26 protein-coding genes, 1 pseudogene and 1 other annotated feature are annotated in these 21,551 nt (G+C 36.8%); of the genes and pseudogenes, 8 read left to right on the top strand and 19 right to left on the bottom strand.

Annotation, left to right across the window (positions count from 1 at the left end):
* Positions 1-77: 77 nt before the first annotated feature.
* The 9 genes from QM374_RS00135 to rplJ form a co-directional block, all read right to left on the bottom strand.
* Positions 78-665 (bottom strand): CPBP family intramembrane glutamic endopeptidase, encoded by a 588-nt coding sequence (locus QM374_RS00135; protein ID WP_049525957.1) that lies wholly within the window; start codon positions 663-665, stop codon positions 78-80.
* 2 nt (positions 666-667) lie between these two features.
* Positions 668-901 carry a hypothetical protein gene (locus QM374_RS00130; protein ID WP_000840776.1) on the bottom strand — a complete coding sequence of 78 codons (234 nt, stop codon included), beginning with the start codon at positions 899-901 and terminating at the stop codon, positions 668-670.
* Positions 902-913: 12 nt separating this feature from the next.
* Positions 914-1,294, bottom strand: a complete 381-nt coding sequence (locus QM374_RS00125) for an arsenate reductase (protein ID WP_049525958.1) — start codon at positions 1,292-1,294, stop codon at positions 914-916.
* Positions 1,287-1,736 carry a hypothetical protein gene (locus QM374_RS00120; protein ID WP_414310543.1) on the bottom strand — a complete coding sequence of 150 codons (450 nt, stop codon included), beginning with the start codon at positions 1,734-1,736 and terminating at the stop codon, positions 1,287-1,289. Before QM374_RS00120 ends, QM374_RS00125 begins: the two co-directional genes overlap by 8 nt.
* Positions 1,720-3,078 (bottom strand): DNA (cytosine-5-)-methyltransferase, encoded by a 1,359-nt coding sequence (dcm, locus tag QM374_RS00115; protein WP_049525962.1) that lies wholly within the window; start codon positions 3,076-3,078, stop codon positions 1,720-1,722. Before dcm ends, QM374_RS00120 begins: the two co-directional genes overlap by 17 nt.
* A 98-nt stretch (positions 3,079-3,176) precedes the next feature.
* Positions 3,177-3,956 carry a replication initiator protein A gene (locus QM374_RS00110; protein WP_049525963.1) on the bottom strand — a complete coding sequence of 260 codons (780 nt, stop codon included), beginning with the start codon at positions 3,954-3,956 and terminating at the stop codon, positions 3,177-3,179.
* Positions 3,953-4,126, bottom strand: coding sequence for a hypothetical protein (locus tag QM374_RS00105; protein ID WP_016397890.1), 174 nt, complete (start codon positions 4,124-4,126; stop codon positions 3,953-3,955). The genes QM374_RS00110 and QM374_RS00105 overlap by 4 nt, the downstream gene beginning before the upstream one ends.
* A gap of 201 nt (positions 4,127-4,327) precedes the next feature.
* Positions 4,328-4,693: a 50S ribosomal protein L7/L12 gene (rplL, locus tag QM374_RS00100; protein WP_001196968.1), complete on the bottom strand. Its 366-nt coding sequence runs from the start codon at positions 4,691-4,693 to the stop codon at positions 4,328-4,330.
* Positions 4,694-4,766: 73 nt separating this feature from the next.
* Entirely contained in the window at positions 4,767-5,267 is a 501-nt protein-coding gene (rplJ, locus tag QM374_RS00095) for a 50S ribosomal protein L10 (RefSeq protein WP_001287269.1), read from the bottom strand.
* A 38-nt stretch (positions 5,268-5,305) separates the two neighbouring features.
* Positions 5,306-5,441, bottom strand: a sequence feature (ribosomal protein L10 leader region).
* A gap of 176 nt (positions 5,442-5,617) precedes the next feature.
* Between rplJ and QM374_RS00090 the strand changes: the two genes are divergently transcribed.
* Positions 5,618-6,145, top strand: coding sequence for an ECF transporter S component (locus tag QM374_RS00090; RefSeq protein WP_001095969.1), 528 nt, complete (start codon positions 5,618-5,620; stop codon positions 6,143-6,145).
* Positions 6,146-6,163: 18 nt separating this feature from the next.
* On the top strand, positions 6,164-6,679 hold the full coding sequence (locus QM374_RS00085) for a transcription repressor NadR (protein ID WP_281334992.1): 516 nt from the start codon (positions 6,164-6,166) through the stop codon (positions 6,677-6,679).
* Here QM374_RS00085 and QM374_RS00080 read toward each other — a convergent pair.
* The 10 genes from QM374_RS00080 to QM374_RS00035 form a co-directional block, all read right to left on the bottom strand.
* Positions 6,676-7,143 carry an 8-oxo-dGTP diphosphatase gene (locus QM374_RS00080; protein ID WP_281334993.1) on the bottom strand — a complete coding sequence of 156 codons (468 nt, stop codon included), beginning with the start codon at positions 7,141-7,143 and terminating at the stop codon, positions 6,676-6,678. The two genes, QM374_RS00085 and QM374_RS00080, sit on opposite strands and share 4 nt — an antisense overlap.
* 22 nt (positions 7,144-7,165) lie before the next feature.
* A complete protein-coding gene (locus tag QM374_RS00075) occupies positions 7,166-7,600 on the bottom strand; it encodes a hypothetical protein (RefSeq protein ID WP_045763321.1) in 435 nt (144 codons plus the stop codon).
* Positions 7,597-8,121 carry a hypothetical protein gene (locus QM374_RS00070; protein ID WP_241768492.1) on the bottom strand — a complete coding sequence of 175 codons (525 nt, stop codon included), beginning with the start codon at positions 8,119-8,121 and terminating at the stop codon, positions 7,597-7,599. The genes QM374_RS00075 and QM374_RS00070 overlap by 4 nt, the downstream gene beginning before the upstream one ends.
* Entirely contained in the window at positions 8,093-8,650 is a 558-nt protein-coding gene (locus tag QM374_RS00065; RefSeq protein ID WP_414310542.1) for a hypothetical protein, read from the bottom strand. Before QM374_RS00065 ends, QM374_RS00070 begins: the two co-directional genes overlap by 29 nt.
* Positions 8,647-9,273, bottom strand: coding sequence for an NAD(P)H-dependent oxidoreductase (locus QM374_RS00060; RefSeq protein ID WP_371559142.1), 627 nt, complete (start codon positions 9,271-9,273; stop codon positions 8,647-8,649). Before QM374_RS00060 ends, QM374_RS00065 begins: the two co-directional genes overlap by 4 nt.
* A gap of 94 nt (positions 9,274-9,367) precedes the next feature.
* A complete protein-coding gene (locus QM374_RS00055) occupies positions 9,368-9,865 on the bottom strand; it encodes an N-acetyltransferase family protein (RefSeq protein ID WP_414310541.1) in 498 nt (165 codons plus the stop codon).
* A gap of 14 nt (positions 9,866-9,879) precedes the next feature.
* The gene (gene uvrB, locus QM374_RS00050; RefSeq protein WP_414310540.1) at positions 9,880-11,868 is read right to left on the bottom strand and encodes an excinuclease ABC subunit UvrB; all 1,989 of its coding nucleotides are present in this window, start codon (positions 11,866-11,868) and stop codon (positions 9,880-9,882) included.
* A gap of 291 nt (positions 11,869-12,159) precedes the next feature.
* Positions 12,160-12,849, bottom strand: coding sequence for a hypothetical protein (locus QM374_RS00045; RefSeq protein WP_414310539.1), 690 nt, complete (start codon positions 12,847-12,849; stop codon positions 12,160-12,162).
* A complete protein-coding gene (locus tag QM374_RS00040) occupies positions 12,809-13,642 on the bottom strand; it encodes a hypothetical protein (RefSeq protein ID WP_414310602.1) in 834 nt (277 codons plus the stop codon). Before QM374_RS00040 ends, QM374_RS00045 begins: the two co-directional genes overlap by 41 nt.
* Before the next feature lies 1 nt (position 13,643).
* Positions 13,644-14,354, bottom strand: a complete 711-nt coding sequence (locus tag QM374_RS00035; RefSeq protein WP_414310538.1) for an ABC transporter ATP-binding protein — start codon at positions 14,352-14,354, stop codon at positions 13,644-13,646.
* A gap of 169 nt (positions 14,355-14,523) precedes the next feature.
* On the opposite strand from QM374_RS00035, the pseudogene QM374_RS00030 reads away from it, so the two are divergent.
* The 6 genes and pseudogenes from QM374_RS00030 to zwf all read left to right on the top strand — a co-directional run bounded on the left by QM374_RS00030 (position 14,524) and on the right by zwf (position 21,426).
* Positions 14,524-15,195, top strand: a pseudogene (locus QM374_RS00030) (response regulator transcription factor).
* The gene (locus tag QM374_RS00025) at positions 15,180-16,253 is read left to right on the top strand and encodes a sensor histidine kinase (protein ID WP_414310537.1); all 1,074 of its coding nucleotides are present in this window, start codon (positions 15,180-15,182) and stop codon (positions 16,251-16,253) included. The pseudogene QM374_RS00030 and the gene QM374_RS00025 overlap by 16 nt, the downstream one beginning before the upstream one ends.
* Before the next feature lie 169 nt (positions 16,254-16,422).
* On the top strand, positions 16,423-18,597 hold the full coding sequence (locus QM374_RS00020; RefSeq protein ID WP_414310536.1) for an ABC transporter substrate-binding protein/permease: 2,175 nt from the start codon (positions 16,423-16,425) through the stop codon (positions 18,595-18,597).
* Positions 18,597-19,337 (top strand): amino acid ABC transporter ATP-binding protein, encoded by a 741-nt coding sequence (locus tag QM374_RS00015; RefSeq protein ID WP_049503260.1) that lies wholly within the window; start codon positions 18,597-18,599, stop codon positions 19,335-19,337. The genes QM374_RS00020 and QM374_RS00015 overlap by 1 nt, the downstream gene beginning before the upstream one ends.
* 222 nt (positions 19,338-19,559) lie before the next feature.
* Positions 19,560-19,763 carry a hypothetical protein gene (locus QM374_RS00010; protein WP_414310535.1) on the top strand — a complete coding sequence of 68 codons (204 nt, stop codon included), beginning with the start codon at positions 19,560-19,562 and terminating at the stop codon, positions 19,761-19,763.
* Between the two features lie 175 nt (positions 19,764-19,938).
* Positions 19,939-21,426: a glucose-6-phosphate dehydrogenase gene (gene zwf, locus QM374_RS00005; protein WP_414310534.1), complete on the top strand. Its 1,488-nt coding sequence runs from the start codon at positions 19,939-19,941 to the stop codon at positions 21,424-21,426.
* Positions 21,427-21,551: the final 125 nt, after the last annotated feature.

The following is a 21,551-nucleotide window of genomic DNA, read 5'->3' as shown; positions in this document are numbered from 1 at the left end:
ACAAAGATTTTGAAATAAAAGACTAACATTGTTACATAACGTTAGCATTTCATTTCCCTAAAACAAGCTAATTTGGTCTAAAAAAGCAGCAAGCTATAAACTAGTAGGTTCCACACTAAATGTAGACCCATACTGCCCCATAAGTCAGATTTATAGCGTACAAGCCCTAAAAACATTCCCAATGAAACATATAAACACCAAGCTAGAATAGTTTCTGGATGATGTGCTAAGGCAAATAAAACACTTGTCAAAGCAACTCGAATATCTAATTTTCTAACCAAGTTCCATAAAATTTCTCGATACAGAAATTCTTCAACCATACTCGCATTGATTAAGAACAATAAAAATGAAAACCAAGGGACTTGATGTTGAAGCCCAATTAAGTTTGCTTGATTCGTGCTTCCTTGAGCATGGATTAGGCTAAAACATAGACTTATAATCAGTAGGCTGACAAATCCAATACCAAGCCATTTTATCCTAGTTTTCATATTAATCTTGATTACTTGTTTTCGTTGACCATACATCCATAAAAAAGAAATGAGCGACGCTCCATAGAGAATCTCTAGTATAGTTAACTCACTGATACAAAGCAATTTCAGCAAGTATAAGGATACCAATAGGACATTTACTTGTTGGAATATATAAACTGGAATTATTCTTTTCATCGTTACCTCCGAAATAAATCTTCATAATCTAAATCTAATACCTGCACAATCCTTTCTACCCATGGACTTTGAGGCATTCGTTGTTCCATCTTGTAGTGACGAATCTTTTGATACAAACGATTCAATTCACTTGGATAGTGAAACTCTCCCGCAAACATTTTTCTGGTTAACTCAATCCAGCTGATATTTCTTTCAGCCAAAATAATGGACAAGTTCTCCCAAAATCGTTCTGCCATATCGATTCTCCTTTAGTTAGATAAATAATGTGTTTGTGCCATGTAAATCAATTGTTTCGTATCTCTTGGCAATAAAGCTCTAGCCTCCTCCAGACTCAGATTTGGATAAACTCGCTTATTCGAAACCGCAAGAGGAAGTCTGATGTTTAGTTCAGGATTTTTTAATATCATTTCAATGAAATCCGTTAATCTTAAATTGTCACGGTTCTTAAATCGTAATAAATTGGGAGATAAAAACTCAAAACAATCTGAAGAATAGCTCATCATCTCAATTAATTTATCCCTTGTCATTTCAGAAATCGAATGACAGGATACCTCAATGCCATAGTTTTGGAAGAATTCTAAAAGAAGTTGATTTCTATGGTTATTTTTACTTAGATAGAGATCAATCATGGGAGACCTCCCAAAGATTCGGTTCCATTTGATATTCTGAGACGATTAAGGAATCTAATAAATTTGAGAAGTTAATTGATTTCTTGTCTTCATCATAAGCTTTTACAGTTACTTGGGTTGTAAGTATTCCCTCTTTTCCCTCGACTCGATAGCCTTGCCCATATAAAACAAAAACAAGATTATGATTATCATCTACAAAGGCATCAGCTCCGTTCTTTATATCCTGACTTTCAAGGAATTCCATAATGTTTTGAAGATAGGATTCATAAAATAGTGGGTAATTGTGTTTTTTATGGTAATAATCTAAAAATTTCACTTCAAACTCACATGGATAATTGGGCATCAAAAATATTTGTTCATCCAGCTGTCTGATTTCTGCATCATGTAATTCTGTTTCTAATTCATCACAATCTAGTACTGACTCTTTATTTAATGCTTTCATCTTTTTCCTCTATTTCTTTTAATTTCTTTGCGATTGCGGCAATCACAGGAACGGTTACACTATTACCAGCTTGTTTATAGAGCTGACTATTACTAGAGACTTTTCTAGCAGCTTCAAAAGCCCAATCAGGAAACCCTTGCAAGCGAAAACACTCTTTAGGAGTGATTCGTCGAATTCTCAGACGGTAAAATTGTCCATCTATCAAGACACCGGCTACATGATAAACTTGTTTATCTTTTCCTTCATAGCTAGCCACTACTACTCCCATTTGTCCACTAGTTGTTAACGTATTCGCTATACCTTTTCCAACTCTACCACGACGATACTGAGAACTTGGTCTTTCTAAATTGATTGAATCCCCAATCTCTGCTTGAGCATATCCTTTTTTCGTTGCCTCCCGGACTTTTAAAAATTGGATTGGTTCTGGAATCAGTATTTTGGGAATTTTATCTCCACCTTGCATCGTAGTCAATGTTGGAGATAAGCCCGATCTTCCATAGACACGACCTGTCTCCTTAAAGCTAGTCGGTAAATCTCCAACAACAACAATACCATGACGATCCTGAGTATTTAAAGTAAACATCGGCTCTTGGTTTTCCTTAAAGCGTCTACCATTTTGTCTTTTTTCTAATCTATCTGGTGTCATACAAGGAATCGCAACTTTAAATCCTTCTCCTTTTCCACGAACTAAGGTTGGCGCAAGACCTTCTGAATAATAGACTTTACCACTCATTCCACTTCTTGATGGATTCAAATTTCCTAGTGCTTTCAAAGTCTCAGAGTTAGTTGCTTGACCTTCTCGTCTGAAAGGAAATAAGAGTCTGGTACCTTTCTTTCTAGAATGTCCGATAATAAACACCCTCTCTCTGTTTTGGGGAACGCCAAAATCCTTACTGTTAAGCACCTGCCACTCAACATCAAACCCCAACTCATCAAGTGTGGTAAGGATTGTGGTGAACGTCCGTCCCTTATCGTGATTGAGTAAGCCTTTAACATTTTCAAGAAAAAGAAAACGTGGTTGGATTTGTTTGGCCGCCCGAGCAATCTCAAAGAACAAAGTTCCTCTAGTATCTTCAAATCCCAATCGTCTTCCTGCGATTGAAAATGCTTGACAAGGGAATCCCCCACAGATGACATCGACTTTCCCTCTAAGTTTTTTAAATTCGTCATCTGAAACATCTCGTATGTCATGAAATTCTATTTCTCCTTCCGTTTGAAAAATGGATTTATAAGATTCTCTAGCAAATTTATCAATCTCACAAAATCCAATACACTTGTGTCCGACACTTTCCATTCCAAGTCGAAAGCCACCGATACCTGAAAATAAATCAATAAATCTCATTTCTTTATCACCTCTTTCTTATCGACTATCATTGTCCAAAGTGTCACACCACTTGAAATGAAAATGAGCATAACTAATATCCACTCGATTGGCGACATTTAACCACCTCCTTTTCTAACACGATTATTCCAAACAGAATACAAGCCGTTAAACACAAATTCAGCAAGTACTTCCGCTCGTCTAACAAAGCGAACATTGTCAAGAGCATACTGATAGATTCTCTCAAAATCAGTCATAGCAATTTCACTGGCTGTTTCAGAAAAACCCTCTCGTCTAAATTGATCTTGTACCAATCCCCAAATATAATCTCGATCATATTTTGTGACCTTTTCTACTTTTCTTTTCAAGATAGGTTGAGTATCCCTCTCCTCCTCATCCTCAATAAATAAAGAATCAGTCTCACTATATTTAGTCTCACTAACTTCAGTCTCACTAGGGGCTGAATGTGAGACGGGGGCCGTTTCATTTTCAACCAGCCCTAGTCTTTTTTTAACACTAGGCCTGTTTGAATTACCTACTGGGGTAGAAGATAATTCCCCTAAATAAATCTTATTAGCTAGTCTTCCTTTCTCACTTGAAGACTGTTGAACTTCATCAATTAAGTCATATTCTTTAAGAGTTTTTTTGATGGACAGTAATTTTGACTTCGAACAACCTAACAGCCTCATCAGTTTAGAATTAGAAAATACTAAATAGACCGCGCCTTCTTCATCTATCCAACCACGACTGAGAGATAATTCTAAACGATCTTTTAAAATAGAATAAGCCACCTTTACTTCTAATTTCATATCCATATATTTCTCATCCTCAAAAAGAATTTTAGGTAATTTGTAATACCGTTCTGAAGTTTGGTATTGATTTGCGGTAATTCGTTTCATAGCGCGCCTCCAAGTTCTTTGAGTGTTAAATCTCCACTTGATTCCAATCGAACCAAGCCACTTTTTTCCAATTCAGCCATAAGAGATATGGCCTCAACAATATCTATTCCCATTTCACGTACTAAAAATGAAATGACAATATAGCGTGATGATTGTAATTCTTTTGTCATTTTCCCTCCTGAAAATAAAAAAAGGAGAACAATATTCAACTGTTCTCCAAAATAATTTTATTAAAAAGAAAAACCCTGCCAAATTAATTTTTGGTAGGGTTTTTGGTAGGAAACTAAATTAATTTATCAGTTTCTAAAATGTGTTCACGATTCTAAAAGGCTGATACTATAGTATTCCGAATTCTAATTGGTATATGCCTCTTATTTAAGAGTAACTGAAGCTCCAGCTTCTTCCAATTTAGCTTTGATTTCTTCAGCTTCTGCAGCTGCAACGCCTTCTTTGATGACACCTGGTGCACCATCAACAAGTTCTTTAGCTTCTTTAAGACCAAGACCTGTGATTTCACGTACAACTTTGATAACGCCGACTTTCTTGTCACCAGCAGCTGTCAATTCAACGTCAAATGAATCTTTAGCAGCTTCTTCAGCACCACCAGCAGCAGCTACAGCTACAGGAGCAGCTGCAGTTACACCAAATTCTTCTTCGATAGCTTTTACAAGGTCGTTCAATTCAAGGATTGAAGCTTCTTTAATTTCAGCAATAATGTTTTCAATGTTCAATGCCATTGTTATTTCCTCCAAATAAGTTTATATTTTATGTTTATATTTTTGTAGCTAGGCTACGCTGCGTAGCTTAAGATTAAGCTGCGTCTTCTTTGTTGTCTGCAACCGCTTTGACTGCAAGAGCAACGTTGCGCACTGGCGCTTGAAGTACAGAAAGGAGCATAGAAAGAAGTCCTTCGCGGTTTGGAAGAGTTGCAAGAGCAACGATTTCTTCTTTTGATGCGACAGCGCCTTCGATTGCACCACCTTTGATTTCAAGTGCGTCAGCGTTTTTAGCAAAGTCGTTCAAGATTTTTGCTGGAGCGATAACATCTTCGTTAGAAAATGCTACAGCAGATGGTCCAACAAATACAGATGCAAGTTCTGCAAGGCCAGCTTTTTCAGCTGCACGACGTAAGATTGAGTTTTTAATAACTTTATACTCAACTTCGCTTCCACGAAGCTCACGACGAAGAACTGTATCTTGTTCAACTGTCAAACCACGAGCGTCTACAACGACGATTGATGCAGCAGCTTTCATTTTTTCAGCTACTACGTCAACTAGTTCCGCTTTTTTAGCAATAATTGCTTCACTCATTAGTGTGTTCACCTCCGTAATTATTTTGCTTGGGGAATTTTTCCAAAAGAAAAACGCGCCCAAACCTAGACACGAAAGTACAATACGCTTCTTTTTACATGATACGTTTTGTCCTCGGTAGGATATTTATGAGTCGAGCTCCCCTACTGTCTTAGGCAGTTTTTTCAAACCGTATATAAGTATACCATACTACTTTGTTTAGTGCAAGAGTTTTTTGCTTATTTTTAAAAAATTTTATTTATTTTTTAACCTTATTTCAAGATAATCTCATCAAAAATCAATTTTAGTTCTTGACTTGTTTGATTTTTTATTGTACTATACAACTGTATATACAGTTAAAAGGAGTTATTATGAATACACAAAAGAAAACACAATTCATGACCTTAACCGCATTGCTAACAGCTATCGCTATTTTGATTCCTTTGGTGATGCCCTTTAAAATTGTCATTCCTCCCGCTTCCTACACTTTAGGAAGTCACGTTGCTATTTTTATCGCCATGTTTCTCTCGCCATGGATGGCTATCTTTGTTATTATAGCTTCTAGTTTAGGATTTCTCATGGCTGGGTATCCGATTGTCATTGTACTTCGCGCCTTTTCCCACATATTCTTTGGAAGTCTGGGTGCTTTCTATCTTCAAAAACATCCTCAAACCTTGGACAATAAGAAATCTTCATTGATTTTTAACTTTGTACTTGGTTTGGTTCATGCTATTGCTGAAGTTTTGGCTTGTATGATCTTTTATGCTAGTACTGGAACTGACTTAAAAAATATGTTCTATGTCTTGTTTGTATTAGTTGGATTTGGTACTATTATCCATAGTATGGTAGACTATTACTTAGCCTTGGCTGTTTATAAAGCATTGAGAAAACGCCGTTAAGCGTTAAGAGAGAAGAATATGACAAAAAATCGAAAAGAAGCACTTTTACAACTGTTAAAGGAGTCTCAAAAACCTCTAAATGGTCAAACTTTAGCAGACCGTTTTCATGTAACCCGTCAGATTATCGTTCAGGACATTGCTGTTCTACGTGCTGATGGTGCTCCGATCTTATCAACCAATCGTGGCTATATTTATAAAGAGAATAAAACCAATCCTTATGTTCACAAACTGTTTAAAGTTAAGCACGAGATGGAAGAAATTGGTCAAGAACTTCTAGCTATCGTCGATAATGGGGGACGTGTTCAGAATACCTTGATTGATCATCCTGTCTACGGTGAAATTGAAACCTTGCTCAAACTCTCTTGTCGCCGTGACGTTCAGCATTTTTTAGAGCAAGTCGAAAGATCTGACTTTAGACCACTTTCTGAATTAACAGATGGCGTCCATTATCACCTAGTCGAAGCTGAAAACGAACAAGACCTTCTCTATATCGAGAAGGCCTTGGACCAGCTAGGTTATTTAGTAAAGGATTAGAATATTTTCTTTTCCCATCCATCTTCTGTACGGTGACGATAGAAAAATTCTGACTTATCAGGAGCTTCCATCATCTCCATCAAGGGTAACATATCATAGGCCAGATCCAAGTTTGGAATCTGGTCTTTTTGCACCCAGGAGACTTCTCCTTCATCCGAAGAACGAAGCCTTCCAGAAAACTCAGTCGCCTTATAACAAAAGACAATATAGCGTTCACCCGAATCTAAAGGCCAATTTTTAATGCCGACAAGTTGAGGATTTTGAATCGTCAGACCTGTTTCCTCGTAAATTTCACGAATAACAGATTCAGCGAATGCTTCTCCATTTTCAACATGACCTCCTGGAAAGGCATAGCCAGACCAGCGGTTGGTTTCAGGCGATCGATACTGCATAACCACGCGCTGATTTTCAAGGTCTTCTATTAGACAAATATTAGTTAGAATGGTTAATTGTGCTCGAGACATACATAGACTCACTTTCTAATGTTTAATTTTTTTCTACATACTTAACTTTAGACTTCATAATCAAAGGATTAACTAAGTCATGATATTCATGAATTTCATGGAGTAAGAATCCTCTGATGATTCTTATTTCATTTTTTTCCCTAATCACATAGTAGTCTAAATTGATAGGCATAGATGAATCTGGAACCGTGGAGAAAAATAAAAATATCATAAACCAGATTATGAGAGCAACGAATCCACTGAGAGCTTGAAAAATCAGATGATGCCATTGAAAGATTCTAGATTTATAAAAGATAGTCCACGGATGGATAAATAGGGTTAAACAAAGACCAAAGAACCAGAAATTCCACAAGACCGGTGTAAAGGCTAAACCAAAAAGCCCTAAGATAAAATGAAGCAGTACAAATACCAGGCACAAAAGATAAATAAACCTAAATACAGTTAGATGTTTCATCATGATTGACTCCTTTTCTTTTCAATATATTTCATTACTAGAGTTATAATAGATGCCAAACTGAAAAAGATCAGATAAGTTGCAATAGGAAACCAGATGTAGCGGTGATCTAGGGATAAGAGGGGAGGTAAAATTCCTTTACTATTTTTCCCGCCAATACCAATAAAGAGATGAACTATTAAACCAATACTATTAAGATAGATAAATAAATCTGCATATCTTTTTATTGTCATCCTTGTCTTAGACAAGTCTAGGAACCAATAGTCAAATAATCGATACACCAGACAAAAAAGATTTATATATATTGGAAAACTATAGTTGATATCTCGGTATGGAGACGGAATAGGAAGAAGTTTAAAAACAAGGGTAACACCTAGTCCTATTCCTAAGATGAGAGCAAGGATCAGGAAAAAACCTATAATTTTATGAGAATCTAGCCAAAGCTGAAAACTTTCTTTTCTTGGGTGATTCTTTTTTGTATTTGACTTTCTTTTGTTACTTTGATTTGATTGTATTTTTCCCATTTTCTTCTTTTCTCTTTTTCTTTTCAATATACTTGGAAATTATAATTGTCACAATAGGCACTAGAAAGAAAATGAAATAAGTAACGAGGGGAAACCAGATATAGCGATAGTCTAATGCCCATATCGGAAGTAGTCTTCTTCCTCTTTTAGAGGTCATCCCAATCGTTAACTGTAATACACAAGCAATTCCGTTAGAATATAAAAACACTTCTGCAAAATTTCGCAAGGAAATCCAGTCTTTCCTAAAGTTACGAAGGAAAGTATGATAAGATGCATTCACCAAAAGAACGATATTTAAATAAAGTGGAAAACTATAATGCGGTTCCCGATAGGGACTTGGAATAAAGGTTGTCCCGTACAATAGACATAATATTCCTAGAGCAGAAAAGAACAGAACGCTTGCATCAAGGATCCAGGCAATTGTTGAATGTTGCACAAACCACAGATTCATGCGGTCTAGTAAACCAATCTTTCGATTTGATTTCTGGTGTTTTTTTAATATTTTCTGTCTCTTACTTTTTTGTTTCATGATAGTTTTTTAACTTCTTCTGCTACTTTTTGGAGATGCTCTTCACGCATACTTGCTGTATTCACATCCCGTCCAACTTCACCTAGTACGCACACGCGCTTGGTTTTAATCCCACAGTGATTCAAGACCGCATTTTTCAAAACAGAGATGCCATAGCTATCTGGAATGTTGATAGGACCCGAAAAGATCTTGTACCACCAAGTGGGCGCCATGGAGGTTGCGTAAATACTGGCTGTTTTCCCTTTTAATAACTTTTTAAACTGCTTGCCTCTTAGGTAATTCCAGATAAAACTCCCCTGGCCATTGGCAGAATAGGCAATCCCAGGTGTGAAGACCCAATCAATCCAGCCTTTCATGAGGCTAGGCATACTACTCCACCAGATAGGATAAACAAATATGAAATGATCTGCCCATTGGATTAATTCCTGAGAACGAAGGATAAAAGAATCTTCTTCCATACGTTTTCGATAACCATAACGTAAAACAGGATCAAAGTCTTCTTCATTGAGTTTGATCACTTCAACTTCATGATGATTTGTGTCAATATTTTCTACAATGGTTTGAAAAATAGCCTGACAATAACTTTCCTTATCTGGGTGTCCATTGATGACTAGAATTTTCATTCATCTTCTCCTTCATCTCTTTGTTTCATTCTATCTATTTCACTTTTTATACTTGATTAGTTGATAATGGTTCAAAGATTGATAGATATGTCCTTTAGGAATTTTTATTTGAAGAAAACATCATCCGCAATTCCTTAACAGGTTTTCCAAGGTCAAGTATTTTTTCTTGACCATCAAAAGTAAAACCCATTTTTTGATAGAAAGCAATGGCTCTCTTATTATCTTTCAATACCCATAAATAAATTTCAGAGAAATGATCAAGAGCAACAAATGCAGCATGCATTAACTGTTCACTCACACCTTTTCCATAGTAATCTTTTAAAACATATAAGGCAATGATTTCACCAGCTTGAATGGTCTCATCACGAAAATTTCCATAGCTGATAAATCCAACGACCTGCTTTCCATCCATCGCAATCAAGGTATTTTCTGGATATTTTTGACTAAAGAATCGACATCTTTCTAATGTCATCGTCTCCTGAAATTCCGCGGGTAAAAGATTGTCATAAGCCTCTCTCCACGTTTGCCAATGAACGAGGGATTTGCCTTCTATCTCTTCAGGAGTTTCCATTGTTTTAATGATAATCTTCATTCGCTTTATCCTATCTAACCCAACGCCTTGACTTCCAACATCATATCACGTATTTGCGCTGCCAACTCAAAGTCAAGCACTTCGACGGCTTCTTGCATTTGTTTTTCCAGTTTCTTGACTAGTTCTTTGCGTTCTTGTTTATTGAGGCTATTGATATCGACTTCCTTGTCCTCTTCTTTAGCCACAACTTTTGTTACAGAGATAAGGTCACGGATTTCCTTCTTAATAGTTTGTGGGACAATGCCGTGTTCTTCATTATAGGCCATCTGAATCTTACGACGACGGGCTGTTTCATCAATGGCACGTTGCATAGACTGAGTCATAGTGTCTGCATACATGATGACATGCCCTTCACTATTACGGGCTGCACGACCGATGGTTTGGATCAGACCACGTTCGTTTCGGAGGAAACCTTCCTTATCGGCATCGAGAATGGCAACCAGACTGACTTCCGGTACGTCAATTCCTTCACGAAGGAGGTTAATTCCAACCAAGACATCAAAGACTCCTAATCGTAAATCTCTGATAATCTCTGTCCGCTCTAAGGTCTTAATATCCGAGTGCATATACTTGACCTTGATACCCATTTCCTTGAAGTAATCAGTCAAGTCTTCTGCCATTTTCTTGGTCAAGGTAGTAATAAAGGTGCGTTCATTCTTTTCAACACGAGCATTGATTTCACCAAGCAAATCATCAATCTGTCCCATAGTTGGACGAACTTCCACCTCAGGATCCAAAAGACCTGTTGGACGGATGATTTGCTCAATCACGGTGTCCGTTTGTTCCATCTCGTAATCACCTGGCGTCGCTGAAACATAGACAATCTGGTGGACATGACTTTCAAACTCTTCACGACGAAGGGGACGGTTATCCAAGGCAGACGGCAAACGGAAACCGTAGTTAACCAACATTTCCTTACGTGAACGGTCTCCATTATACATTCCTTTGATCTGCCCCATAGTCATATGGCTCTCGTCAATCATAATCAGGAAATCATCTGGGAAGAAATCAAGAAGTGTATAAGGAGGCTCTCCTTCGCTTCGTCCATCCATGTGACGGGAGTAGTTTTCGACACCGTTGGTATAACCCATCTCACGTAGCATCTCGATATCGTACTCTGTCCGTTGTTTCAATCGTTGCGCTTCGAGGAGTTTGCCTTCTTTTTCAAAGATAGCTAACTGCTCCTCCAATTCAGCCTGAATCTTAGCAATTGCTACCTCCATGTGGTCATCATTGGTCACAAAGTGAGTCGCTGGGAAAATCGCCAAATGATCCACTTCGCCCAGAACTTGTCCCGTAAGAGCTTCGACTTCACGAATACGATCAATTTCATCTCCAAAAAACTCTACACGAAAGGCATGCTCATCACGAGATGCTGGGAAAATCTCCACCACATCTCCACGAACACGAAATCTTCCACGCTGGAAATCAATGTCATTACGCTCAAATTGAATATCGACCAATTCATTAAGGAGTTTATCACGAGAAATTTCAAGTCCTGGGCGCAGACTTACTACACTATCAGCATATTCCTTAGGAGACCCCAAACCATAAATACAAGATACAGATGCTACAACGATGACATCGTTACGCTCCAAGAGCGCTGATGTAGCGGAGTGACGAAGTTTATCAATCTCATCGTTGACTGAACTATCTTTTTCGATATAAGTATCACTAGAGGGAACATAAGCTTCAGGTTGATAGTAATCATAGTAGGATACGAAGTACTCGACCGCATTCTCTGGGAAAAATTCTTTGAACTCTCCATAGAGCTGGCCTGCTAGGGTCTTATTGTGGGCGATGACTAGAGTTGGTTTATTAACTTTGGAAATAACCTGACTCATGGTATAGGTTTTCCCTGTACCAGTCGCCCCCATCAGGATTTGAGCCTTTTCTCCACCCTCGATATTATCTACCAACTGTTCGATAGCTTGCGGTTGATCCCCAGATGGTTGGTATTTGGATACAAGTTTAAATTTGTTGTCTGTAATTCTATTGATCATCTCTTTGTCCTCACATATATAGACCTTATTTTACCATAAATCACCAGAATTCTCTGAGTTGGGGAATAAAAGGGAAATACAAGATGTAACAAAATAATCCCGTAAATCAGTACATGTTTAAATAACAATATAATTAATTGGACTCATATTAGAAGTGAAAACTAAACAAGACTCCCGATATTACTTCGAAAGTCTTGTCTTTTATTTGAAACAATGCAATACGTAATAAACATCAACGCCAATGACTTACAGAAGTAGCAAAGCTTGTTCATCAGCATCATTTTTATAAGACTACTTAACTTCTTGATTCCTTATCAAAAGGTAAAGAGTGGCTCCAAGTGAAAACACCAATTCCATAGCATAAACACATAGTTGCAAGTAGGAAGCTCTCCCTAGTATTGTATCCGCAATAATATTGTAAAACAGATAACTAGTCAATGGTTCCGCTACTCTTTCTATGAACGGTTGTAACAAAATAGGAAATAGCAGCAAAATTGCTAAACTCCCCATTGGACTTTTGAAAAAATAACTTAAAAAATAAGAAACTAAAAAGTATTGGATGGAGCCAATCAAATAGAAACTGAAAATTTCTAAACCGACACCATTTTCGCTACTTAAAAAATGAAACCATATATGCAGTACAATGAAATATAAAATTAATTGTAGTAACACATCAAATAACTCTACGAACAGGATCCTAATTGAACTTAAGATCCTTTTTCCACTAACCAAATAAACTAGTTTTGTTTCGTGTGATTGTAAGTCTACAAATGCATTAACACACCCAATACTAACAGAGAGCATTGATGTAAAAATAAGAGCTTGCTTTAAAGATAATTCTACAATTCTACCATTGATTGCAACTGGTAACACACTTAGTAGGCACACAAAACCTATCAGAAGCGACTGTATGGCTATTTGATACTTTACGGGTTTTAAGCTATATTTTTTGACGATAAGACTGATAAATATTCTTGCCATTCTTCCTCCCCATTCGCATCTTTTCTACAACAATTATCAATACTAAGAATACAACACCTTCAACTACTAAAAGAATAAATCCATACAATTGGCTCGTTTGAGTCCCTTCAACTCGGCCAAAAGCAAATGACTTTGCTCCAATCAAAGGTAATAGATTCTCTATGTTAGAAGAAAGTCCTCTTAGAACACCTGATAAAGTAATTACTAATAATAAAACGATTGTAATTAATGAAGAAATTGATTTTTTTGTGACTCTTACTAAAAATATAGCTAATAAAGTGAGGACGATTGCAAATATCACAACTCTTGCCGTCACATCTAAAAACAAAGTAAATTCTAAATAATTCTTTAAAGTTGAATCTAAAAAAATGAGTAAGATAACAGCATTTACTATCGAAAATATTACAGTAGAAAGTAGTGATAAGACTATCGAACTAGCAATAAAACCAGTAAGACGAGCTTTCCAGCTAGGAATCAATAATTGGCTAAAATAATCATCACCAAATTGATAATGGGTTGAATAAACTAGTGAAACCAAGATTGGCAAGAAAATTACACTTGCTTGGTAGGGTGAAGATAAGAGAGCATCCCTGACTGTATAGACTGGATTCGATGATAACATAGACGGATCAAGGTTAACTGCTTGGCCATTTCCTTCTACTAAGGCATTTATCACCTGGATATTTTGAATTGTAAAAAATATGCTGACACCCAAAATAAGAAAAAAAGTAAATTTAAAAGTAGGTAAACTACTATATTTATAAAGGTCACTAAAAAAGGAACGCTTCAACATATTATTCACCTTCTTTCCCTTCGAGTGCCTTAAAATATGCTTCCTCAAAAGATCCAAACTGTTTCAAAATGTCTTTGGTAGGACCATCAATAACGATCTTCCCATTAGAAATACCAACCAAATGATCTACAGTTAATTCTAACTCACTCATATAATGACTTGTCATTAATACAGTTTTACCTTCACTGACAAAAGATTGTAAAAAATTACGTACCCAGCGTATTCCTTCAGGATCTAGTCCATTGATTGGCTCATCTAAAATTAAAATGTCAGGATTTGCTAATAAGGCTGTTGCTAACCCAAGACGTTGCTTCATTCCTAATGAATAGTCTTTTACTTTTTTATTTTTAGTTTCACTTAACCCCACCAAGTCTAAACATTCGTTGCACCTATTTCTGTCAACACCACAAGCCAAGCCAATCCACCGAAGATGCTGAAATCCTGTTCTTGTTGGATAAGGTTGGCAACTGTCGAGGAATGATCCAACAACACAAAAAGGATTACCTCCCAATTGAGAGTATTTTTTGCCATTGATCAATGCCATTCCTGTTTCACTATTTTCTAGACCGAGTAAAATTCTGATTAGAGTTGATTTTCCAGAACCATTTGGTCCAATCAATCCAGTTACCTCACCTTTCTTAGCTTTGAAAGTTACATTTTGTAGGACAATTTTATTATTATATTCCTTATGTAGATTTTGAATTGTTATCATTCATTCTTTTTCCCTTCTGACTTTTTGTGAAATTTCACCTTCACTTGGAGCAAGTATATCAGGAGAATATCAGGAAAAAATCAGAATAAACATTTTTATAATTATTTTTTCATTTCTAACAAATTACTTTCTATGTTTGCTATAATATACACAAGTAATTGGAGGGATTATGAAGTATAAAATTTTAGCAATTGACGATGATAAAAAAATCTTACGATTAATTGGAAATGCATTAGAAGCAAACAACTTTAACGTAGAAACTCGGTCAAATATAGAAGAGATCGATATTTGTGACTTTACTGGGTTCGATCTGATTTTACTTGACGTCATGATGCCTATTTCTGGTTTAGAGATTTGTCGCTCCATTCGTTCACAAATTACGACTCCAATCCTGTTTCTAACCGCTAAAGATTTTGAAGAAGATTTACTAAAAGGAATACAAGCCGGAGCAGATGATTACATCACAAAACCTTTTAGTATTAAGGAATTGATTGCAAGAATTTAAATGCATCTTCGGAGAGAGGAAAGATTGTGCCAAACCTCTAAAAAAGAATTGATTTCAGATATAACTTTTTATCGAGATAGTCAAGAAGTTTATTATCAATCAAAGAGCATTTCTCTAACTAAGCGAGAATTTGATTTACTTTACCTTTTAGCTAAAAATGAGAACCGAATATTTAGCGCAGAGGAACTTTACGATTACCTCTATCCTGTAAGCTCTGATGTACAGCTACGTTCAATCACCGAATACATCTATCAAATCAGACAAAAATTTAAGGATCATCAAATTGATCCTATCAAAACGGTTTGGGGAGGAGGATACAAATGGCAAAAGAAATGACAATCAAACAACTCATTCAGCATACCTACCTTAAAATCATTTGGCAATTTCTTTTATGTCTTTTACTTTTTTACATAGTTCCTGCTCTTCTATCTTCTGTATCTGGAATCAATGAGAAAAATGCCAATCTCTTTGCTTTATTTTTTAGCGTCAGTTCTTGGATTTATCTTTGCATCATTTTAATTCTTATCATTGTAACAAATATTCGACAATTATTAACCAAGATTCAAAAAGAAATGAACATGGTTTATCATAGTGGTCTATATTTCACAAAAAATGAAAATCAGCATTTACAGATTAAAGAGTTTATTGAAACAAATGATCTAATAGAAAAAATGCAATCTGATATAAAAAATAGGATTGAAAATGAAAAAGAACAAAAAAAAGAACTCATGTTTCAAGTATCTAGCGCTGCGCATGATCTTCGAACTCCTCTAACTGTCATAAGAGGAAATGCTGAATTCCTACAATCTACCAAGCAAACACCCCAAGTAATGGAATGTCTAAAAGATCTGGAGCAAGCAAGTATTCAGTTAAACGATTATTTCAACCACTTCATCCAATACTCCAAAACTTTTTATGACCATGATATTCAACTTGAAAAGATATCAATTCAACAAGTAACTCATCAATTAAAGGAACATATCACACCGTTAGTTCCTAGAAATACACACTTTGTTTTTACAAACACAATAAATCCATCGACACAAATTGAAATTCATTCCAATTTATTTTTCCGAGCAATCACAAATATTATTAACAACGCTATACAACATCAAAAAGAAAATGATGCACAAATCCACCTCACAATTTCACAAGAAAATAGTCAATTAGTTCTAACTATATGGAATAACCAATCTTGTTTTTCAAAAAACATATTACAAAATGCTGGAAATCTTTTCTATAAAGATGACCAAGCAAGAACCCCCTCTCAAGAAAGTCACTATGGACTTGGTTTATCTTTCGTCAAACGTGTCATGAAACTTCATAATGGAACTATGCACTTAGAAAATAGCAATAATGGTGCACAAGTCAAGCTAATCATTCCTATTATATAGAACAAGCCGAACTCATCATTATGTGTTCGGCTTCTTTTAATTTTTACGTCAAAAAAATCAGTATTACAAGAAACTACATGTCACATCTTCTTACATCAAAACACTAAATATTTGCCAACTTTTTTATTTTCTGCTATAATGGGTAAATATTCTAAAAAGGAGACTAAACATGAAGAAAAAAATCCTTGCATTTTTATTATTTTTATTTCCCTTATTCTCTTTAGGCTATGCTAATGCGGACACTATCAAGATTGTTAGTGATACAGCTTATGCACCCTTTGAGTTTAAAGATACAGACCAGACTTATAAAGGAATTGATGTCGACATTATCAATAAAGTCTCTGAGATAAAAGGATGGAATATCCAAATGTCTTATCCAGGCTTTGATGCTGCTGTCAATGCGGTCCAAGCAGGGCAAGCAGATGCGATCATGGCTGGTATGACAAAAACCAAAGAACGTGAAAACGTCTTTACCATGTCTGATACATACTATGATACAAAAGTTGTCATCGCAACGACTAAGTCTAACAAAATCACTAAGTATGAAGAACTCAGTGGTAAAACTGTTGGTGTTAAAAACGGTACTGCCGCACAACGTTTCCTAGAAAGCATCAAAGATAAATATGGATTCACTATCAAAACCTTTGATACTGGTGATTTGATGAATAACAGTCTCAGTGCAGGGGCTGTAAATGCCATCATGGATGACAAACCAGTCATCGAGTACGCTATTAACCAAGGGCAAGATCTCAGTATCAACATGAACGGAGAAGCCGTTGGAAGCTTTGCTTTTGGAGTTAAAAAAGGTAGCAAGTACGAATACCTGGTTACAGAATTTAACGAAGCTTTAGCTCAGATGAAAAAAGATGGTAGCTTGGACAAAATTATCAATAAATGGACAAATTCTTCTAAAACTAGTTCACAAATAACTTCTCTCACTTCTACTACAAGCGCAGGGCAAAAAGCTACTCCAGTCAAATCAAAATACGTTATCGCAAGTGATTCTTCATTTGCACCATTCGTTTTCCAAAACTCAAGCAACCAGTACACTGGTATTGATATGGACTTGATCAAGGCTATTGCCGAAGACCAAGGTTTTGAAATTGAAATCACTAACCCAGGTTTTGACGCTGCTATTAACGCGGTCCAATCTGGTCAAGCCGATGGTATGATTGCTGGTATGTCTGTTACAGACGCTCGTAAAGAAACCTTTGATTTCTCTGATTCTTACTATACAGCTAATACTATTCTTGGAGTTAAGGAATCAAGTACCATTTCTTCTTATGAAGATTTGAATGGTAAAACCGTTGGGGTAAAAAACGGTACTGCTTCTCAAACCTTCCTAACTGAAAATCAAAGCAAATATGGTTATAAAATTAAAACCTTTGCAGACGGTTCATCTATGTATGACAGCTTGAACACAGGTTCAATTGACGCCGTGATGGATGACGAACCAGTTCTTAAATACTCTATTAGCCAAGGGCAAAAATTAAAAACACCAATCGAAGGTACTCCAATTGGTGAAACTGCTTTTGCAGTTAAAAAGGGAAGCAATCCTGAATTGATTGAAATGTTCAACAATGGTCTTGCAAATCTTAAAGCAAGTGGTGAATTCCAAAAGATTCTTGATAAATACCTTGCAACTGATTCAACAAGTGAATCATCAACTGTTGACGAAACTACTATCTTGGGCTTGTTGAAAAACAACTACAAACAACTTCTAAGTGGACTTGGAATTACCCTTTCTCTAGCTCTGATTTCATTTGCAATTGCGATTGTTATCGGGATTATCTTTGGTATGTTTAGCGTTAGTCCTTATAAATCACTTCGTATTATTTCAGAAATCTTTGTCGATGTGATTCGTGGTATTCCATTGATGATTCTTGCCGCCTTTATCTTCTGGGGAGTTCCTAACTTTATCGAATCCCTTACAGGCCAACAGAGTCCAATCAATGACTTTGTCGCTGGTACAATCGCCCTCTCCCTAAACTCAGCCGCTTATATCGCTGAAATTGTACGTGGTGGTATTAAGGCTGTTCCTATCGGACAAATGGAAGCTAGTCGAAGCCTTGGTATCTCTTACAGTAAAACCATGCGTAAGATTGTCTTGCCACAAGCAACCAAACTCATGCTTCCAAACTTCGTCAACCAATTTGTCATCGCTTTGAAAGATACAACTATCGTATCTGCAATCGGTTTGGTCGAACTCTTCCAGACTGGTAAGATTATCATTGCTCGTAACTACCAAAGTTTCAAAATGTATGCAATTCTCGCAGTCTTCTATCTTGTGATTATCACTCTTCTTACTAGACTTGCAAAACGCTTAGAAAAGAGGATTCAATAATGGCTAAATTAAAAATCGATGTCGATAATTTACATAAGCAATATGGTAAAAACAAAGTCCTTAAAGGAATTTCAGCAAAATTCTATGAAGGAGATGTTGTTTGTATCATTGGACCTTCTGGTTCAGGTAAATCAACTTTCTTGCGTAGCTTGAATCTCCTTGAGGAAGGTACAAAAGGTCATATCACAGTTAATGGTTATGATTTGACGGATAAAGCAACCAACGTGGACCACGTTCGTGAAAATGTCGGAATGGTGTTCCAGCACTTCAATCTATTCCCACACATGACGGTATTAGAAAATATCACTTTTGCTCCAGTAGAGCATAAGTTGATGACTAAGGCCGAAGCTGAAAAATTGGGAATGGAACTTCTTGAAAAAGTTGGACTCGCTGATAAGGCTAATGCAAATCCTGAAAGCCTATCAGGTGGTCAAAAACAGCGTGTGGCTATCGCTCGCGGTCTAGCCATGAACCCTGATATCATGCTCTTTGACGAACCAACTTCTGCCCTTGACCCTGAGATGGTCGGCGACGTTCTTAACGTTATGAAGGAATTGGCTGAACAAGGTATGACTATGATCATCGTAACCCACGAAATGGGATTCGCCCGCAAGGTTGCCAATCGTGTAATCTTTACTGCAGACGGTGAATTCCTTGAGGACGGTACACCTGATCAAATCTTTGACAACCCACAACATCCGCGTCTTAAAGAATTTTTAGACAAGGTTCTAAACGCCTAGAAGAGGTTGGACAAAAAGTCTTTATAATCAAAATAAACGCATTGTATCAGGTATTAAAAACTTGATATTATGCGTTTTATTGTGGAAAGATTTACTTCGGTTTCTCCTAATATAGTGGATTGAAATAAGATATGAACAGAGAGATTAGAAAAGTCAAACTAATTTCTAGAAAAATTTTTAGCAGTTGTAGTGTACTGTTCTAGATTCAATATACTATACTCAATGAAAATCAAAGAGCAAACTAGGAAGCTAGCCGCAGGTTGCTCAAAGCACTGCTTTGAGGTTGTAGATAGAACTGATGAAGTCAGCTCAAAACACTGTTTTGAGGTTGTAGATGGAACTGATGAAGTCAGCTCAAAACACTGTTTTGAGGTTGTAAATAGAACTGACGAAGTCAGTAACATATATACGATAAGGCGACGCTGACGTAGTTTGAAGAGATTTTCGAAGAGTATGAAATTAAGTTTTTGCCCAGACTCTTAATATAGACGTATTGGATTTTTGGATTTTTTAGAAAATTATGATAAAATAAAGGATATGAAAAATGGGGATTCCTCATGCCTAGTCTAACTAGGAAACAAAATAGAAATTAGGTAGCTAGATGTCATCAAAAGTTATTGTTACAATTTTCGGTGCAAGTGGGGATTTGGCCAAACGTAAGCTCTACCCTTCACTTTTTAGACTTTATAAATCAGGTAATCTTTCTGATCATTTTGCTGTTATTGGAACTGCTCGTAGACCTTGGAGTAAGGAGTATTTTGAATCTGTCGTTGTCGAATCTATTTTAGACTTGGCAGACAGTGTGGAAGAAGCTCAAGCATTTGCGAGTCATTTTTACTATCAAAGTCACGATGTTAATGATACTGAGCACTACATCGAACTACGCAAGCTTCAGGCTGAATTAAACGAAAAATATCAGACTGAGCACAACAAACTCTTCTTCCTCTCAATGGCACCTCAGTTCTTTGGTACCATCGCCAAACACCTCAAATCAGAGCAGATTGTTGACGGTAAAGGCTTTGAACGTTTGATTGTTGAGAAACCTTTTGGAACAGACTATGAGACTGCAAGCAAACTAAACGAAGAACTCCTAGCTACTTTTAACGAAGAGCAAATCTATCGTATCGACCACTATCTCGGTAAAGAAATGATTCAAAGTATTTTTGCTATTCGCTTTGCCAATATGATTTTTGAAAATGTTTGGAATCGAGAGCACATCGATAACGTACAGATTACCTTTGCAGAGCGTCTAGGTGTTGAAGAACGTGGTGGCTACTATGATGAATCTGGTGCCCTTCGAGATATGGTTCAAAACCACACACTTCAGCTTCTGTCACTCCTTGCCATGGACAAGCCAGCAAGCTTTACCAAGGATGACATTCGCGCAGAGAAAATCAAAGTCTTTAAAAATCTTTACCACCCTACAGACGAGGAACTTAAAGAACAATTCATCCGTGGTCAATATCGTTCTGGTAAAGTTGATGGCATGAAATACATCTCTTACCGTAGTGAACCAAATGTTAACCCTGAATCTATGACAGAAACCTTTACTTCAGGGGCCTTCTTTGTAAATACTGATCGCTTCCGTGATGTACCTTTCTTCTTCCGTACAGGGAAACGCCTCACTGAAAAAGGAACACACGTGAATATTGTCTTCAAGCAAATGGATTCCATTTTCGGAGAACCACTAGCACCGAATGTGCTTACTATCTACATCCAACCAACTGAAGGATTCTCTCTCAGTCTTAACGGAAAAAAGGTCGGAGAAGAGTTTAGCCTTGCGCCAAATTCTCTTGACTATCGAACAGATGCGACTGCAACAGGTGCTTCGCCAGATCCATATGAAAAACTGATCTATGATGTTTTGAACAATAATTCAACTAACTTTAGCCATTGGGATGAAGTGAGTGCCTCATGGAAATTGATTGACCGTATTGAAAAGCTTTGGGCTGAAAACGGTGCTCCACTCCATGACTACAAGGCTGGTAGTATGGGACCGCAAGCTAGCTTTGATTTACTTAAAAAATACGGAGCTGAATGGACTTGGCAACCAGATATCGCCTATCGTAAAGATGGTAGACTAGAATAATCATAACCACCCGTCTAACGGGTGGTTTGCACCAGGGCTATAAGCCCAAATTACCAGCCAGCGCCTAAAGACGCTGGCTTTCACGTTGTTCAAGCCTTATTGCATTTGACTCGTCACAAGCCTCT

Origin of the sequence: Streptococcus infantis, from assembly GCF_047465525.1 — a bacterium.
Taxonomy (GTDB): Bacteria; Bacillota; Bacilli; order Lactobacillales; family Streptococcaceae; genus Streptococcus; species Streptococcus infantis_R.
Note: the sequence above shows the minus strand (reverse complement) of the source record. Positions and strands in the feature narration are given on the sequence as shown.

What these genes read in the sequence shown, in the direction of transcription:
- QM374_RS00080 (WP_281334993.1), bottom strand. Translation starts at nt 7,143, where the DNA reads ATGTCTCGAGCACAATTAACCATTCTAACTAATATTTGTCTAATAGAA.
- QM374_RS00110 (WP_049525963.1), bottom strand. Translation starts at nt 3,956, where the DNA reads ATGAAACGAATTACCGCAAATCAATACCAAACTTCAGAACGGTATTAC.
- QM374_RS00075 (WP_045763321.1), bottom strand. Translation starts at nt 7,600, where the DNA reads ATGATGAAACATCTAACTGTATTTAGGTTTATTTATCTTTTGTGCCTG.
- QM374_RS00130 (WP_000840776.1), bottom strand. Translation starts at nt 901, where the DNA reads ATGGCAGAACGATTTTGGGAGAACTTGTCCATTATTTTGGCTGAAAGA.
- QM374_RS00035 (WP_414310538.1), bottom strand. Translation starts at nt 14,354, where the DNA reads ATGATAACAATTCAAAATCTACATAAGGAATATAATAATAAAATTGTC.
- QM374_RS00010 (WP_414310535.1), top strand. Translation starts at nt 19,560, where the DNA reads ATGAAAATCAAAGAGCAAACTAGGAAGCTAGCCGCAGGTTGCTCAAAG.
- QM374_RS00045 (WP_414310539.1), bottom strand. Translation starts at nt 12,849, where the DNA reads ATGGCAAGAATATTTATCAGTCTTATCGTCAAAAAATATAGCTTAAAA.
- QM374_RS00015 (WP_049503260.1), top strand. Translation starts at nt 18,597, where the DNA reads ATGGCTAAATTAAAAATCGATGTCGATAATTTACATAAGCAATATGGT.
- QM374_RS00125 (WP_049525958.1), bottom strand. Translation starts at nt 1,294, where the DNA reads ATGATTGATCTCTATCTAAGTAAAAATAACCATAGAAATCAACTTCTT.
- rplL (WP_001196968.1), bottom strand. Translation starts at nt 4,693, where the DNA reads ATGGCATTGAACATTGAAAACATTATTGCTGAAATTAAAGAAGCTTCA.
- QM374_RS00065 (WP_414310542.1), bottom strand. Translation starts at nt 8,650, where the DNA reads ATGAAACAAAAAAGTAAGAGACAGAAAATATTAAAAAAACACCAGAAA.
- QM374_RS00040 (WP_414310602.1), bottom strand. Translation starts at nt 13,642, where the DNA reads ATGTTGAAGCGTTCCTTTTTTAGTGACCTTTATAAATATAGTAGTTTA.
- QM374_RS00105 (WP_016397890.1), bottom strand. Translation starts at nt 4,126, where the DNA reads ATGACAAAAGAATTACAATCATCACGCTATATTGTCATTTCATTTTTA.
- QM374_RS00070 (WP_241768492.1), bottom strand. Translation starts at nt 8,121, where the DNA reads ATGGGAAAAATACAATCAAATCAAAGTAACAAAAGAAAGTCAAATACA.
- QM374_RS00090 (WP_001095969.1), top strand. Translation starts at nt 5,618, where the DNA reads ATGAATACACAAAAGAAAACACAATTCATGACCTTAACCGCATTGCTA.
- QM374_RS00135 (WP_049525957.1), bottom strand. Translation starts at nt 665, where the DNA reads ATGAAAAGAATAATTCCAGTTTATATATTCCAACAAGTAAATGTCCTA.
- QM374_RS00060 (WP_371559142.1), bottom strand. Translation starts at nt 9,273, where the DNA reads ATGAAAATTCTAGTCATCAATGGACACCCAGATAAGGAAAGTTATTGT.
- QM374_RS00055 (WP_414310541.1), bottom strand. Translation starts at nt 9,865, where the DNA reads ATGAAGATTATCATTAAAACAATGGAAACTCCTGAAGAGATAGAAGGC.
- QM374_RS00120 (WP_414310543.1), bottom strand. Translation starts at nt 1,736, where the DNA reads ATGAAAGCATTAAATAAAGAGTCAGTACTAGATTGTGATGAATTAGAA.
- QM374_RS00020 (WP_414310536.1), top strand. Translation starts at nt 16,423, where the DNA reads ATGAAGAAAAAAATCCTTGCATTTTTATTATTTTTATTTCCCTTATTC.
- QM374_RS00025 (WP_414310537.1), top strand. Translation starts at nt 15,180, where the DNA reads ATGGCAAAAGAAATGACAATCAAACAACTCATTCAGCATACCTACCTT.
- uvrB (WP_414310540.1), bottom strand. Translation starts at nt 11,868, where the DNA reads ATGATCAATAGAATTACAGACAACAAATTTAAACTTGTATCCAAATAC.
- dcm (WP_049525962.1), bottom strand. Translation starts at nt 3,078, where the DNA reads ATGAGATTTATTGATTTATTTTCAGGTATCGGTGGCTTTCGACTTGGA.
- rplJ (WP_001287269.1), bottom strand. Translation starts at nt 5,267, where the DNA reads ATGAGTGAAGCAATTATTGCTAAAAAAGCGGAACTAGTTGACGTAGTA.
- zwf (WP_414310534.1), top strand. Translation starts at nt 19,939, where the DNA reads ATGTCATCAAAAGTTATTGTTACAATTTTCGGTGCAAGTGGGGATTTG.
- QM374_RS00085 (WP_281334992.1), top strand. Translation starts at nt 6,164, where the DNA reads ATGACAAAAAATCGAAAAGAAGCACTTTTACAACTGTTAAAGGAGTCT.